The 13,180-nt window shown below is 64.0% G+C and carries 16 protein-coding genes and 1 pseudogene; 8 read left to right on the forward strand and 9 right to left on the reverse strand.

Annotated features, from left to right (window positions below; all coding sequences use genetic code 11):
• Positions 1–564 (reverse strand): tripartite tricarboxylate transporter substrate-binding protein (locus JWR89_RS04475; RefSeq protein WP_299712227.1); only part of this gene is annotated, 564 nt, incomplete at its 3' end.
• Positions 565–767: 203 nt separating this feature from the next.
• Between JWR89_RS04475 and JWR89_RS04480 the strand changes: the two genes are divergently transcribed.
• Positions 768–2,420: a fumarate hydratase gene (locus JWR89_RS04480; protein ID WP_299712231.1), complete on the forward strand. Its 1,653-nt coding sequence runs from the start codon at positions 768–770 to the stop codon at positions 2,418–2,420.
• A 458-nt stretch (positions 2,421–2,878) separates the two neighbouring features.
• A complete protein-coding gene (locus JWR89_RS04485) occupies positions 2,879–3,547 on the forward strand; it encodes an Ig-like domain-containing protein (protein ID WP_299712234.1) in 669 nt (222 codons plus the stop codon).
• Here the strand turns inward: JWR89_RS04485 and JWR89_RS04490 are convergent.
• The 4 genes and pseudogenes from JWR89_RS04490 to JWR89_RS04505 form a co-directional block, all read right to left on the reverse strand.
• Entirely contained in the window at positions 3,544–4,107 is a 564-nt protein-coding gene (locus JWR89_RS04490) for a septation protein IspZ (RefSeq protein WP_299712237.1), read from the reverse strand. The two genes, JWR89_RS04485 and JWR89_RS04490, sit on opposite strands and share 4 nt — an antisense overlap.
• Positions 4,108–4,134: 27 nt before the next feature.
• Positions 4,135–4,701, reverse strand: coding sequence for a hypothetical protein (locus tag JWR89_RS04495; protein ID WP_299712240.1), 567 nt, complete (start codon positions 4,699–4,701; stop codon positions 4,135–4,137).
• A 212-nt stretch (positions 4,702–4,913) separates the two neighbouring features.
• Positions 4,914–5,219 carry a hypothetical protein gene (locus JWR89_RS04500; protein WP_299712243.1) on the reverse strand — a complete coding sequence of 102 codons (306 nt, stop codon included), beginning with the start codon at positions 5,217–5,219 and terminating at the stop codon, positions 4,914–4,916.
• Positions 5,216–5,401 (reverse strand): annotated as a pseudogene (locus tag JWR89_RS04505) (carotenoid oxygenase family protein); the annotation flags it as partial. The pseudogene JWR89_RS04505 and the gene JWR89_RS04500, both read right to left, overlap by 4 nt.
• 93 nt (positions 5,402–5,494) lie before the next feature.
• On the opposite strand from JWR89_RS04505, the gene JWR89_RS04510 reads away from it, so the two are divergent.
• The gene (locus JWR89_RS04510; protein ID WP_299712264.1) at positions 5,495–6,217 is read left to right on the forward strand and encodes a WHG domain-containing protein; all 723 of its coding nucleotides are present in this window, start codon (positions 5,495–5,497) and stop codon (positions 6,215–6,217) included.
• A 73-nt stretch (positions 6,218–6,290) separates the two neighbouring features.
• Here JWR89_RS04510 and JWR89_RS04515 read toward each other — a convergent pair whose 3' ends face one another.
• Positions 6,291–6,902, reverse strand: coding sequence for a hypothetical protein (locus tag JWR89_RS04515; RefSeq protein ID WP_299712246.1), 612 nt, complete (start codon positions 6,900–6,902; stop codon positions 6,291–6,293).
• Between the two features lie 145 nt (positions 6,903–7,047).
• On the opposite strand from JWR89_RS04515, the gene JWR89_RS04520 reads away from it, so the two are divergent.
• Positions 7,048–7,671 carry an SET domain-containing protein-lysine N-methyltransferase gene (locus JWR89_RS04520; RefSeq protein WP_299712248.1) on the forward strand — a complete coding sequence of 208 codons (624 nt, stop codon included), beginning with the start codon at positions 7,048–7,050 and terminating at the stop codon, positions 7,669–7,671.
• Positions 7,672–7,773: 102 nt separating this feature from the next.
• Here JWR89_RS04520 and JWR89_RS04525 read toward each other — a convergent pair whose 3' ends face one another.
• Positions 7,774–8,241 carry a DoxX family protein gene (locus JWR89_RS04525; RefSeq protein ID WP_299712267.1) on the reverse strand — a complete coding sequence of 156 codons (468 nt, stop codon included), beginning with the start codon at positions 8,239–8,241 and terminating at the stop codon, positions 7,774–7,776.
• 228 nt (positions 8,242–8,469) lie between these two features.
• Here JWR89_RS04525 and JWR89_RS04530 point away from each other — a divergent pair, with 228 nt between their 5' ends.
• Complete coding sequence (locus tag JWR89_RS04530) at positions 8,470–9,135, forward strand: DsbA family oxidoreductase (RefSeq protein WP_299712251.1); 666 nt, start codon at positions 8,470–8,472, stop codon at positions 9,133–9,135.
• A 135-nt stretch (positions 9,136–9,270) separates the two neighbouring features.
• Here the strand turns inward: JWR89_RS04530 and JWR89_RS04535 are convergent, their stop codons facing one another.
• Positions 9,271–10,416 (reverse strand): GNAT family N-acetyltransferase, encoded by a 1,146-nt coding sequence (locus tag JWR89_RS04535; protein ID WP_299712269.1) that lies wholly within the window; start codon positions 10,414–10,416, stop codon positions 9,271–9,273.
• Between the two features lie 266 nt (positions 10,417–10,682).
• On the opposite strand from JWR89_RS04535, the gene JWR89_RS04540 reads away from it, so the two are divergent.
• The 3 genes from JWR89_RS04540 to JWR89_RS04550 all read left to right on the forward strand — a co-directional run bounded on the left by JWR89_RS04540 (position 10,683) and on the right by JWR89_RS04550 (position 12,878).
• Complete coding sequence (locus JWR89_RS04540) at positions 10,683–10,919, forward strand: hypothetical protein (RefSeq protein ID WP_299712254.1); 237 nt, start codon at positions 10,683–10,685, stop codon at positions 10,917–10,919.
• 158 nt (positions 10,920–11,077) lie between these two features.
• Complete coding sequence (locus JWR89_RS04545) at positions 11,078–12,466, forward strand: caspase family protein (RefSeq protein ID WP_299712257.1); 1,389 nt, start codon at positions 11,078–11,080, stop codon at positions 12,464–12,466.
• Positions 12,467–12,602: 136 nt separating this feature from the next.
• Positions 12,603–12,878 carry a hypothetical protein gene (locus JWR89_RS04550; protein WP_299712260.1) on the forward strand — a complete coding sequence of 92 codons (276 nt, stop codon included), beginning with the start codon at positions 12,603–12,605 and terminating at the stop codon, positions 12,876–12,878.
• On the opposite strand, the gene JWR89_RS04555 is transcribed toward JWR89_RS04550, so the two are convergent.
• A partial coding sequence (locus tag JWR89_RS04555) for a hypothetical protein (RefSeq protein WP_299712262.1) occupies positions 12,875–13,180 on the reverse strand: 306 nt, incomplete at its 5' end. The two genes, JWR89_RS04550 and JWR89_RS04555, sit on opposite strands and share 4 nt — an antisense overlap.

The raw sequence follows: 13,180 nt of genomic DNA on the forward strand, positions 1-13,180 counted from the left end.
GCCCTTGTAGGGCACATGGGTGATCTCGATGCCGAGCTTGCGCTTGAGGACCTCGAAGCCGAGGTGGTTCGACGATCCACTGCCGAACGATGCGAAACTGGCTTTGCCGTTCTGCGCTTTGGCCCAGGTGACGAATTCGGCCAGCGTGTGTGCGGGGACCGACGGATTGACCACGAGGATATGCGGGCTGACGGCGAACAGTGATACGCCGGTGAAGTCGCGGTCCCACTGATACGGCGCCGTCTGCATGATCATTGGCGAGACCAGGAAACTGTTGGATGCGGCCAGCAGCGTATAGCCGTCCGGTGCGGCGCCCAGTGCCGCCGCGCTGGCGATTGTGGTGCCGCCGCCCGGCCGGTTCTCGATCACGATGGTGGATTTCCATTCACTGGCGATGATGTCGGCCAGCGCTCGCGAAATCAGGTCGGTGCCACCGCCGGGCGCGAATGGCACGAGGATCTTGACCGGTCGTGATGGATAGCCCTCCGCGGTCGCTTGCCGGCCGCTGATCGCGGCGAGCAAGGCGAGGGTGCAAGCGACTACGACGCAGCGGAGCGGTCTCATGGCGTTTCCTATGGCTTTTTAGATGCTGGTGACCAGCTTGCGCCGATCATGCCGGAACGCTGCCGCGATTGCCAAGCGGCGCGGGGACAGGCGCGACCTCGGCAGTGCAGTGCGGGCGCAGCCGCATCCCGTTTTGAACCCTTCAAAACTGCATGGAAACCGCCTACAAGGGCCGCAATCCCGTCCCTCTCGAGGCCCATCCCATGAACGCCCCTGTCGCCGTCCCGACCCCGAAGGCCGTGCCGCCCTACAAGCACACCCCGCTGTTTCCGCTGGGTGCCGACACCACGCCGTACCGCAAAATCTCAAGCGAGGGCGTCCGGGTCGAGACGGTGCTGGGCAAGGAGATGCTGGTGGTGTCGCGCGCGGCGCTGCAGATGCTGTCGGAAGCCGCGTTCGGCGACATCAACCACTATCTGCGGCCGGGCCATCTGCAGCAGCTGCGAAAAATCCTCGACGATGCCGAGGCCAGCCCGAACGACAAGTTTGTCGCGTTCGACTTCCTGAAGAATGCCAACATTGCCGCCGGTGGCGTGCTGCCGATGTGCCAGGACACCGGCACCGCGATCATCATGGGCAAGAAGGGATTTCGCGTCCTGACGGATGGCGATGACGAGGCGGCGCTGGCCGAGGGCGCGCGCGACGCCTATCTGCGCCGCAATCTGCGCTATTCCCAGGTGGCGCCGCTGTCCATGTACGAGGAAAAGAACACCGCCAACAACATGCCGGCGCAGTGCGAGATTTATGCCGAGGGCGACGACGCCTACAAGTTCATGTTCATGGCCAAGGGCGGCGGCTCCGCCAACAAGAGCTTCCTGTTCCAGGCGACGCCATCGGTGCTGACGAAGGATCGCATGCTGGCGTTCCTGAAAGAGAAGATCATGACGCTGGGCACCGCGGCGTGCCCACCCTACCACCTCGCCATCGTGATCGGCGGCACCTCGGCTGAGCTGTGCATGAAGACCGTGAAGCTGGCCTCGGCGAGATACCTCGACGCGCTGCCCACCCATGGCTCCGCGGACGGCAACGCGTTCCGCGATCTGGAGATGGAGCAGGAAATCCTCAAGATGACGCAGGCCTCCGGTGTCGGCGCGCAGTTTGGCGGCAAGTATTTTTGCCACGACGTTCGCGTTATCCGGCTGCCGCGCCATGGCGCGTCGCTGCCGATCGGGCTCGGCGTATCCTGCTCGGCGGATCGTCAGGTGCTCGGCAAGATCACGCGCGACGGCGTCTATCTCGAAGAGCTCGAGCACAATCCGGCGCAGTATCTGCCGGCTGTGGAAGAGGCGCTGGGCGGTGACGTCGTCAAGATCGACCTCAACCAGCCGATGAAGGACATTCTTGCCACGCTCTCGAACTATCCAACCAAGACCCGGTTGTCGCTGTCCGGCACCATGATCGTCGCCCGCGATTCGGCGCACGCCAAACTGCGCGAGCGGCTGGAGAACGGCGAGTCGCTGCCGGATTATTTCAAGAACCACCCGGTGTACTACGCCGGCCCGGCCAAGACGCCGGAAGGCTATGCCTCCGGCGCGTTCGGTCCGACCACTGCGGGCCGGATGGATTCCTTCGTCGACCAATTCCAGGCGGCGGGCGGCTCGATGGTGATGGTCGCCAAGGGCAACCGCGCGCCCGCGGTGCGCGAGGCCTGCAAGAAGTATGGCGGCTTCTATCTCGGCTCGATCGGGGGGGCTGCGGCAAACCTCGCGGAGCACTGCATCAAGAAGGTCGAGGTGGTGGAATATCCTGAACTCGGCATGGAAGCGATCTGGCGCATCGAGGTCGTGGACTTCCCGGCCTTCATCATCATCGACGACAAGGGCAACGACTTCTTCAAGGAGTTGAACCTGGGGTGAGGGCCCCCCGGGCCTTACCTTCTCGGCGACCGCAGCGGTGAGCGTCCGGTGCGGGACTCGATTCTGGCGGGACTCGCAAGCCATCGCGCGAAAAAGAAAAGCGGTGACGACTCATCGAGTCCTGTTCCAATGACAATCAAACGCCACGCCAATTCGAGGCCGCACGATGTTTGATGCTCTGAGGGTAAATGCGATGATCGTGACGCTGCTGACCGCGGCCAGCGCGATCAATGGAATCATGTTCTACAACTATCTCTGAGTTGCTTCCGCGGCGTCGGTGCCGCCCGCCGCCGTCGATATGACCACGCAACGCATGCGCGCAATCTGGATGACTGAATTTACCTGAAGTTGATTCGTGCCGCACCGGCATTTCGGCTGAACCTTTTGCGCCTCCGCTACGCCCTATCGCAGGGCTGCAAAACGGAGCGTGCCGAGTGACTTTCTGGAAGTGGGTCTTCGTGACCGTCGTTGTGTGCGCGTCTCCGTCGTTTTCCAGCGCGCAGTCCATCATCCAATCCGAATCGACTCGCGTCACGCTGCAGGCCTCGTCGGATCCTGCAGGCCGCGTCACATTGCGGGCGTTGGTGACGACCGGGCAGGGCGGCGGCGTCCCCGGCGGCACCCTCCAGTTCATCGACGAGGCTACGCTGTCGGTGCTGGGCTGGGCCGACGTCGCCAAGGCCTCGATCGTGGTGGAGCATCTTCCGCCCGGACAACATCGATTCCGCGCCGACTACAGCGGCACGCTCGATTTCCTGCCGGTCGTGATGCAGCCCAGTCAGTCCGCACTGCTGGTTCAGCATGTGCGCGGCGCGCCCGAGGTGTCGGTGTCGTCCTCCGACAATCCCAGCGCCCCCGGCGCGCCGATCACGTTGACCGCGGCGATCTCAAGCCGGGAAGGCCAGCCGACCGGCGGGGTCACGTTTCGCGATGGCCCCCATATCCTCGCCGCCCATGTCGGCCTCAATCGGGCCGGCACAGCCTCGTTCACTACCTCGGCGCTCGCCAACGGCGCGCGCGCTATTTTCGCCGAATACGAAGGCGACGGCACCCATGCGCCGGCGGCGTCGCCACCATTGCAGCAGGAGGTCGGCGAGGTTCTACAGAGACGGTCGGAACTGCGCTAAGGCGCAACGGTGCCGCGGGCGGCGCGCAACCGGCGGGGCACCAGCAGTCGAAACGTGACGTACTGGATTGCAAAGGCCACGATCTTTGCGCCAATCGCGACAACCGAGATGTAGAACGCCCAAAGCTTGATGTCACCGGTCATCGCCACGGCGATATTGCCGGCGCCGAGTGCGAACATCAGTACCGCCCAGGCGTAGCCGGCGATGGTGACGTAGTCCGGGATCGTCTCGGTGACAATGGCCGGCATGTAGCGCAGCATCCAGCCCTTGCGCAGCATGATCGCGCCGATGGCGAAATGGCCGATGCTCGGCTTCGCCAGCACGAAGCGCGGATCTTGGGTTAGCAACGTTGCGGCGCCCAGCACCACCACCAGCGCGACGCTGGCATAGGTCATGAAGTCCAGCGATTGTCCCTTGATGCGGGCGAGGACCAACTGCGCGATGGCCCCGGCGATGGCGACGCAGGTTGCCAGCAGGACGTTGTCGGTGGCGAGATAGAGCGCGAGAAACACGATGGTGGAAAAGAAATCCTGGCCGAGTTTGGCGAATACGTCCTTCATCGCACACTCCTTGCAGGTGAACGGAGTTCAGGATTCCAGCGGCGTCGCCGCGCCATATTTGGCACGGCGGTACTGCGGATACCACTTGGTGAAATACACCGCGCTGTTGCGCGCCGCAAAGGCAAGGGCGAAGCCGCTCCACAGCGGCAGGCCCGGCAGGTAGATCGTCAGCATGTCGGCAACGAGCATCAGCACGAAGGCGGCAGTCCAGGCCCAGGTGATGATGTAGTTCGCCCGCAGGAAGCCGGGCAACTTGATGGTCTCGGCATCGACGGCCTCGCGGGCATATTGCAGCGTGAACGGCAGGCGGATCGCCAGCGACAGCAGCGCGATCGCCAACACGCCGCCATCGACCGCGAGCCGCACCGCCACCGGAGTCCAGTTGCCGTCGATCAGGGTGATGTAGCCGCCGAGTGCCCCGAACAGCAGCACTGACCCCGCTGTCAGCATCTTCACCGAGCCACCGCGGATGATGTCCCAGCCGATCATGCCGAGCGACAGCGCTGCTGCCGCGAACAGGCTGACGGCGGTGGAGGCCACCAGCATCAGCAAAGCGAAAGCACCGAACGGGGCGAAAATGAGAAAGAGCGTCATGGATTTTCCGATCGTTCTATCTTTACGATGTAAAGATACATTTAAGTCGGATCGACAGGCTCGTCAATCAAAATCTTTACAACGTCAAAATTATTAGAGGTCGGTAGTAAAAAGACATATATTACAATTAGATAAGAAAAAATGTAGTGCGGAGTCTGGGGCCCGATGGGATGACGAGGCGGGGTCGCTTCGCCGTGCCGATGATCGGTCGCTCAAATCGTCGAATGCGGGACCGGACAGGTATCGTTGACTGGCGTGACAATTTGGCGGGAAGCCAAAGCGCTGTCGGTCACATCGATGCCGGCGAGGGTGGTTCCGGTCAAGACCAGCACGATGGCCAGGCTGGCCCATGTCCCGCCGGGTTTTCCGCGCGCCGCCGCTGCGAGAGCGAGCTGCGCAGCCGCGCATGCGGTGGCGACGACAGCCGCAATCAGCACGTCTCCGGCCATAGCGAAGACCGCGAAGAAGATGATGCTCGAAAGGAAGCTGGTGAACAGCTTGCCGAGAAAGGCGATCATTGGTGCGTTCCGTTCGCGTTGACCCAGTTGCCGTGAAAGCCCGCGGGTACCCGATGGCCGAGTTGCACGAGGGCCATCGGCCCTGCCGCGACATCGCCGGCGTTGAAGACCGCAAGATCGCTGCGGTTCTGTCGCGCCCGCCATACCACGGCGAGCAGCCAGCTATCGCTATCCTCCGAATTACCATCTTTACACTGTCTAGATAAATAAAGGACGATAGAGGCTTCGTCAAGCAAAATCTTTACAGTGTAAAAATGACGCCATATAACGGCGACATGACGAAGCCGACGAAAACCGCCAAGCCCCGCGCTGTGCCGCCCGTACGCCGTAAGGGCGCCATCGGAGTTCCAGCGAAAAAAACCGCGGCAAAAAAAGCCGCCGGCGACCAATCTCCCTATCATCACGGGGACTTGCGCGGCGCGCTATTGAAGGCCGCCGAAATGGTACTGGAGCGCGATGGCCTGCAAGGCCTGACGCTGCGCGCCGTCGCCCGGGAAGCCGGCGTGTCGCATGCCGCGCCGACGCATCACTTCGGAGATCTGATCGGTCTGGTCAGCGAGCTCGCTGCCGTCGGCTTTCGTCGCTTCAACGCGGCCATGAGGGCGGCAGGTGAGACGGGCACGACGCCGATGGAGAGCGCGTTGGCGCGGGCCACGGCCTATCTGGCTTATGCCCGGGCGCGGCCCGGCATGTACAAGCTGATGTTCAGCACCGAACGACTCGACATGACCCGGCCAGCATTGCGCGAAGCCGCGGAGGCTTCCTTCGCCGGGCTGGCCAGCGTGGTCGGCACGCAGCACTCCGGCAACGTCGCGACCGACGATCTGACGCCCGATCAGGCCGCGCATATCGCCCGCACCTGGTCGCTGGTGCATGGCTTCACGATGCTGACCATCGATGGCCGCCTGGTTGATATCCTGCGCCGCCTTCCGGATGGCGCCGACGCCGAGACGCTGTTCATCGAAATGCTGAAGATTACGGTCGCTAGGAAGGACTGAAGCAACTCTTTCCAAATGATCGGCCGTTTTCGGCACGACAACGACAGCCAGATCGCCCTGAAACACCCCAACTCTAGCGCGAGGCCGCGAAGTCGGCGGTGCGGCCGCGCACACCCGCGATACCCGCCTTTGCCGTGCTGCAGCCAAAGCCGCGCGCAACCTCGTCCGCCGCCTTGCGGGCGATCTCGTTGGCGTCGGCATTCGCCGTCACGTCGATATAGGCAACATGGCACACGGCGCCGGGCGGCAGCCGCGTCACTACCAGCATCTGCTTGGCCTGCGGGCGGCCGGTCTTGTCGGGATCGTCGTTGTCGGCGATATGCCAGCGCTGGATCATGGCGAACGGCCTGCCGTTGGCGACCCGCCACTCCACGGAGTTGGTGGTCGAGTTGAACGGGCCGAACCCCTGCGCCGCCGCGGGCTCGCGGGCTGCGGCGCCGGCGCTGCGGCCGACCGAAATCTTCTCACGCAGGTCGTCTTCCTGCTTCAGCACCTTGAGCCCGGCATATCCGGGGCAAAGATACTCGGACGCGTAATCGTCGCCGTCGATCTTGAAGCTGGACAGCTTGCGGCAATCCTTGTCGGCCGTGGAGGTATAGGTGCTGGTGACCCCGTCGGAGGCAGCCGCGGAGCCGACGGCGCAGGCCAGAGCGGCGATGGCGGCAAGGTACATGGAACGAGACATCTAAGGTCATCCGTGAGAGCAACTGCCGGTTGGACGTTCACAAGCTGGGGAAGGTTCATGCGAAGTGGCTGACAGGGCCCGCGGAATCGATCTACAAGGCATATCCGGTATCTTTGTCCCTCAGCAGCGTCAGTGCCTTCAGATCATGCCCGTCCTGTCCAGCAAGCCCTACCGCGTCGGCCGCTCCAAAACCGGCCTCGGCCTGTTCGCAACCCAGCCGATCAAGAAGGGCAGCAAGATCATCCGCTATTTCGGGCCGATGCTCGACTGCAACAAGAAGAAGGACGACGCGGTCGAGAACAAATATCTGTTCCAGATCACCAAGCGCTGGACCGTCGATGGCTCGGTGCGCAAGAATGTCGCGCGCTACATCAACCACGCCTGCAAGCCGAATGCAGAGTCCGACGTCAGTACGCGCAAGCTCAAGATCGTCATCCGCGCGATCAAGAACATCGAGCCGGGCCAGGAAATCAACTACGATTACGGCACCGAATACTACAAGGAATACCTCAAGCCGATCGGCTGCAAGTGCGATTCCTGCGAGAAGAAGCGCAAGAAGAAGCTCGCCGAGGCGCGGGCCGAGAAGGCCGCGCTGAAAGCCAGGGCCGAGAAGAAGGCGCTGAAGCAGAAAGAGAAAGCCAGGCTTGCGAAGCAGGGCGATGGCCTGAAGGCGAAAGCCGCGCCGACGAAAAAGCCCACAGCCAAGGCGACCTCCGCAAAGACCACATCCCGTAAGTCCACCAAACGTGGAACGCCGGCTTCAGCCTAGGCGGGCCGTCGTTCAAGCTGCCACCCATCGCATGACGGCGGGCGGGCATTGCGCCCGACCGCCGTCGTATTCCGGTGGAAGTCACCGGGCCCTGCTGGCTTCTCAGGCCATCTTCAGGGCATGAGGAGCGCGAGCCGGTAGCGCGCGTTTCAGCGCCACCTTCCACGCATCCAGGGCAACCACGGCAGAGGTGACCGCCCAGAATACCGGATACTCGTAGCCGCCGGTGTTCCATGTCCAGCCGAAGCCCTTGACGACCTGCAAGGCGTAAACGGCGAACAGAAGCAGGGCGACCGCGCCCAGCGCTGCAAAGCGCGTGCAGATGCCGAAAATGAGCGTAATCGCGGCGATGGATTCAGCGGCGGCCGCAATCATCACCCAGATCTCCGGCGGATGAAATCCGGCCTTGGCAAAGAAGCCGGCGGTTCCGGCAGAGACTGCGCCTGCCGCAAATTTGCTGGCGATATGCGGGATCAGGAACGCACCGCACATGATGCGAAGAATATTATAGCCGTTCGTCAGGTCGAAATTTTCGGCCTTGACGCGAAAGTCGTCCCACGTGATCCACATAGCCTCAAGCCCCTTTTTGTTTTCCAGTACAGCTATGTAACCAAGGGGCCGCAACTCGGCGTTGATGTACCGCAAGCGCACGATGGTTCGACTCTCACGAAAGTGTGTAGCAAAGCGCCTAAAGCTTGCTGACGCGGATGTGCGGGCTGTTTCAATGCCGCATGCGGCCGGGTTGCCCCTCCTGCGGTCACTGATTATGTCTAGCCGATTGGACAGCGAGGAAACGTCATGGATGCCATCAAGCCGCTTCAGATCGATATCGTCTCCGATGTGGTGTGCCCATGGTGCTATATCGGCAAGCGGCGGATCGAGAACGCGCTGGCGCTGGCGCCCGAGGTGCCGGTTCATGTGAACTGGCGGCCGTTCTTCCTCAATCCCTGGATCCCGCGCGAGGGCATCGACCGCGATACCTACCTGGAGACCAAGTTCGGCTCGGTCGAGGCCTATAAGGGCATCGCGCAGCGCGTTGTCGCCGCGGCCTCCGAGGAGGGCCTCACCTACCGTCCGGAGACGGTGAAGCGCCAGCCCAACACCATCGATTGCCACCGGCTGATCCACTGGGCCGAGGCGGCCGGCAAGTCGGCAGAGATCAAGCAGCGTCTGATGGAATTGTATTTTCGCGACGGCGGCGATCTCACTTTGAGCGAAACGCTGGTGCAGGCGGCGGCCGATGTCGGACTGGATGCCGACGACATCCGTCGTCGCCTCGCGACCGACGAGGACGTCGAACGGATTTCGGCGGATGCCAAGGAAGCCTCTGACAAGGGCATCTCCGGTGTGCCGACCTTCGTGCTCGCCGGCAAATACGCGATCTCCGGCGCGCAGCCGGCCGATCAACTGGCGCGCGCGATCCGGCAGGTGTCGGCGGAGGTGAATGCGCAGGCGGCGGGGTAGGGTTCGTAGTAACGACCAAGCGCCGTCGTCTTCTCCCTCCCCCAAGCGCAGCAAAGCTGCGCGCAGTGGGGTCTGGCGGACGAATTCGTCCGCTCGACCACGCGAAGACGCGGGAGAGAGAAAAGAGCACCGCGCCTAACTACGGATTTTACGTACTACACTTCGCAGACCATCCATTGCCGACTGTCGCAGCTTCAATGCCGTAAATATCATCCCCGCCATGGGATCGTCGCTCCGCAGCGGAATCAGCACGTCACCGATCGCCAGCCGTTCGCGCCAGATGGGATCGATCATCGGATGGCCGGCGGTGGCCGTGGAATCGGCGCTGACGATTGTCGGATCGGCGCAGAGATGGCGGGTGAGGTCGAGCGTCAGTTGCACGCCCGGAGAGAATTTGGCGAAGCGCTCGTCGATGCCGAGCTTGAAATAGAACGCGCGGTCGAGATGCCGCAGCAGGATCGCCGCCGCGACCGGCGTGGTGCCGGCGCGCAGCGTGACGATCTCGCACGCGCCACGCTCGACCAGCGCCACGGCGGCGCGGCGAATGAAGGCGGCGTCGCCGGCGTCTTGCGCCAGCGCGGTGCCGCGTTGACCCTTCCAGCCGCTGGCTTCCAGCGTCAGGAAAACCTCGAGCGCAGCGCCGACGTCGCCGGGCGCGCGCGCGACATCGAAGGCGACCGCGCCATATTGTTCGGCGAGTCGGTGGCGCTGGCGCCGCAGTTCCTTCAGCTTCTTCGCGCCGATGCCGCCGCGCAACAATTCGTCGGCGTCGCGGGTCGCATCGAGGCTTGCTCGGGCGTGGGATTGCAATACGCGGGCCGCGGTGCCGCGCTCCGCAAGAACCGCGTCGATCGCCCGCATCGCTAAACCATCGAGCGACATGTCGCGCAGCACCAGCGCTCGGGCGCCGGCGAGGCGCGCCTGATCCATCAATCCCCGCACGGCGTCGTGGGCCAGGTCGCGATCGAGCAGCGGCGTGGTGAGCGTTCCGTAAGGGTGGGCGCTGACCAGCACGGGCAACGGCATACGATAGGCGCGCCAGGCGGAAATCGCCGGCAGCAGCCCGATCAGGTGCGGAGTGCCGGCGCTATCGCTCCAGGCTTGCAGCACGGCGGCGTCGGTGCGGCCGGCGGCGGAAGCGTTCACTGCCAGTTCCCATTCGGGCAGGTAATAGCCGTTCGGCTCGATTGCCCGGTCGGCCAGGGCGCGCCACGGCTCAATGGCGATGGCGGCGAGCGGCGCAAGCGCGTGTGGCCGCGAAGGCCGGCTGGCCGCGGTGATCGATCCGCCCTGTATCGCCACTGGATCCGCCAACCTGACACGTCCTCGATTCCGCGGCTCGCGGGGAGACTGCGCCCGGCGCCGCCGAACCCCCCGCCGTGATCGCCGAAGGATAGGTTAAACATCCCAAAATCGGGTTTGTCCTGCGCTAAAATCGGTCGAAAATCTTAAACGGCGGTTTACCTCGCCGACCGTCGCGGTGCGGCCATGATTGGGCTAGGAAATAGCCCGGTCGGCACGGTATCAAGGCGCCGGAGGAGCAAGCGATGAAAATCTTTCTAGTGGCGATCATGGCCCTGGCCATGCTGGCGATACCCGTCGCGGCGCAGGTGGGTGGCAAGCGTAACCAGGGCGGCGGCGAAGGTCCGAAGGGGCCGGTCGGCCCGAAGGTCGATGAGAAGGCCTACAAGGCGGCCTTGGAGCGCATCCCCGAACCCAAGGAAAAATACGATCCCTGGGGCGGCGTGGCGCCCGCGGCGCCGACGGCGGCCAAGAAAAAATGAAGCCAGCCAGCCCTCGCGGTGCGGCATCGAACCCGATAACCGCCGATCGCGACGGATAGAAGCGGCAGCCCGTCGCATTGCTGATACGCGGTTGTTCTGATCGGATCGCCGGCACGGAGCGGACGCCACGCGAAGCTCGTTACCGGGGAGTGCGCTTGATGTTGGGTCCTGCCGTTCGCAACGCTATCGTCGTTGCAGCCGTCGTGCTGGGGACGTCCGCGGCGTGGGCGGAAAGCCGGATGGCACTGGTTATCGGCCAGTCGGCCTATCGCGCGGTGGCCGCGCTGCCCAATCCGGCCAACGACGCCAAGGCGATGGTCCAGATGCTCGGCGACGCCGGCTTCGAGGTGCAGTCGGCCTCCGATCTCAGCCAGAATGAGTTGCGCGCAAAGATCGGCGACTTCGCCGCCAGCGTCGCGGCCAAGGGTCCCGACACCGTGTCGCTGGTGTTCTACGCCGGCCATGGCCTGCAGATCGACGGCGAGAACTATCTGGTGCCGATCGATATCGACCCGAAGCGCGAAGCCGACATTCCGCTGCAGGCGGTGCGGCTTAACGACATTCTCAATACGCTGACCTCGGTGCCGTCGAAGACCCGCATCATCCTGCTCGACGCCTGCCGTAACAATCCATTTCCCGGCATTAACAAGTCGGCCGGCCGCGGCCTGGCGCAGGTCGATGTCCGGTTCGGCACGCCGGGCACGCTGCTGTCGTTTTCGACCTCGCCCGGCGCCGAGGCCGAAGACGGCAGCGGCGGCAACAGTCCCTACACGACGGCGCTGCTGAAGGCCGGCCGCGAGCCGAACCTTTCGATCGAAGATGCCTTCAAGCGCGTGCGGCTGTCGGTCAACCAGGCCACCGAAGGCCGCCAGACGCCATGGGAAAGCTCCTCGCTGGTCAGTGACTTCCGGTTCTTCGGGCAGAGCGGTACGGCGGCGAAGCCGGTGGCGAAGCGCACCGTGGATGACTGGAAGCGCGATCTGGAGGGCAAGCCGGCAGGGGCCGCGAACGAGTTGATCGTGTCGGATGGTTCGGTGGAGGCCTACGAGGCATTTGTCACGCTCTACGCCCAGCCGCCGCTTGGCCCGCAAGCGCGCGAATGGCTCGACCGGCACTACAAGATGGTGGCGTGGAACAATGCGGTGATCAGCAATACCGCGACGTCGTATCGCGACTTCCTCAGCAAGTATCCTGACACGGACCTTACAGCCACGGCGCAGAAGCTTGAGGATCGTACCCGCAACAAGCCAGTGCCCGCAGCGGCGGTCGGCGGGATTGCGCCCACCAATGTCGCGCTCGCCGCGCCGACCTGCCCATGCAGCGCGCCGCCGGCCGCCGCGCCGCGCAAAGCCGATGGGCCGGCGAAGAAGCGCGTCGATCCCGATGCCCGGCGTGCCGCGCGCACACCGGCGCGGCGGATGCGCGAGATCGACGATGAAATCGTGGTGATCCCGCGCGCCCCGCCGGTCTATTACGCGCCGGCGCCCGGGCGTTATATCGGCGGTGGTGGATATGGCGGGAATTTCGGCGGTCGCGGTCGCTATTGATTTTGGTCGAACGTTATGCCGAGCTGCGGTTGCGGCGCGATCGTTTCTGATTGTATCGATCAAGGGGGGCATCGGCGCGGTTGGCGCGTGGCGCGATGCGGTGATATAACGGGGCAGATTTCCACGGAGCATCCCAATGAAAGTTTTCCGCGCCGCTGCGCTGGTCGCCATGCTGGCAGGGCCTTATCTGGCCGTTCCGGCCGCCGCCCAGCACATGAACCTGATGCCGGAGCTGAAGAGCAAGTCGCCGGAAGAGAAGGAACAGGACGCCATCGCCGAGAAGGCGTACCGCGAGTCTTTACGCAAGATTCCGGACGCCAAGGCCGGCGCCGATCCCTGGGGCAATGTGCGCAGCGAGGCGCCGAAACCGGCACCGGCGAAGCGTACCAAGACCGGCAACGCTGCCAACTAGGCGTGATCGACGTCTGCGGTTGCCGCAGGCCAGTAGCGCCGCGGGAATTCTTCCGGCCAGCACCGCGAAGTCTGGTCGGACAGCGCGTGCAGCAAGGTCTCGGCACCATCCGCGTAGGACGCATTGTCCGGCAACCCGAGCATTGGCGCCCAGCCATGGGACATCGGCTCATCCGAACCGCGCACCGCAAAAGCGGGACTCCACCACCACGCCGGTGCCGGCGAACGTTCGTCCTCGGCGACGGCCAGCCAGCGCGCATATTCGTGTACGGCGCGGCCAAACTGGAATTTCTCTGCGGGATG

This window comes from Tardiphaga sp. (genome assembly GCF_028290785.1).
In the GTDB taxonomy this organism is placed as follows: Bacteria; Pseudomonadota; Alphaproteobacteria; order Rhizobiales; family Xanthobacteraceae; genus Tardiphaga.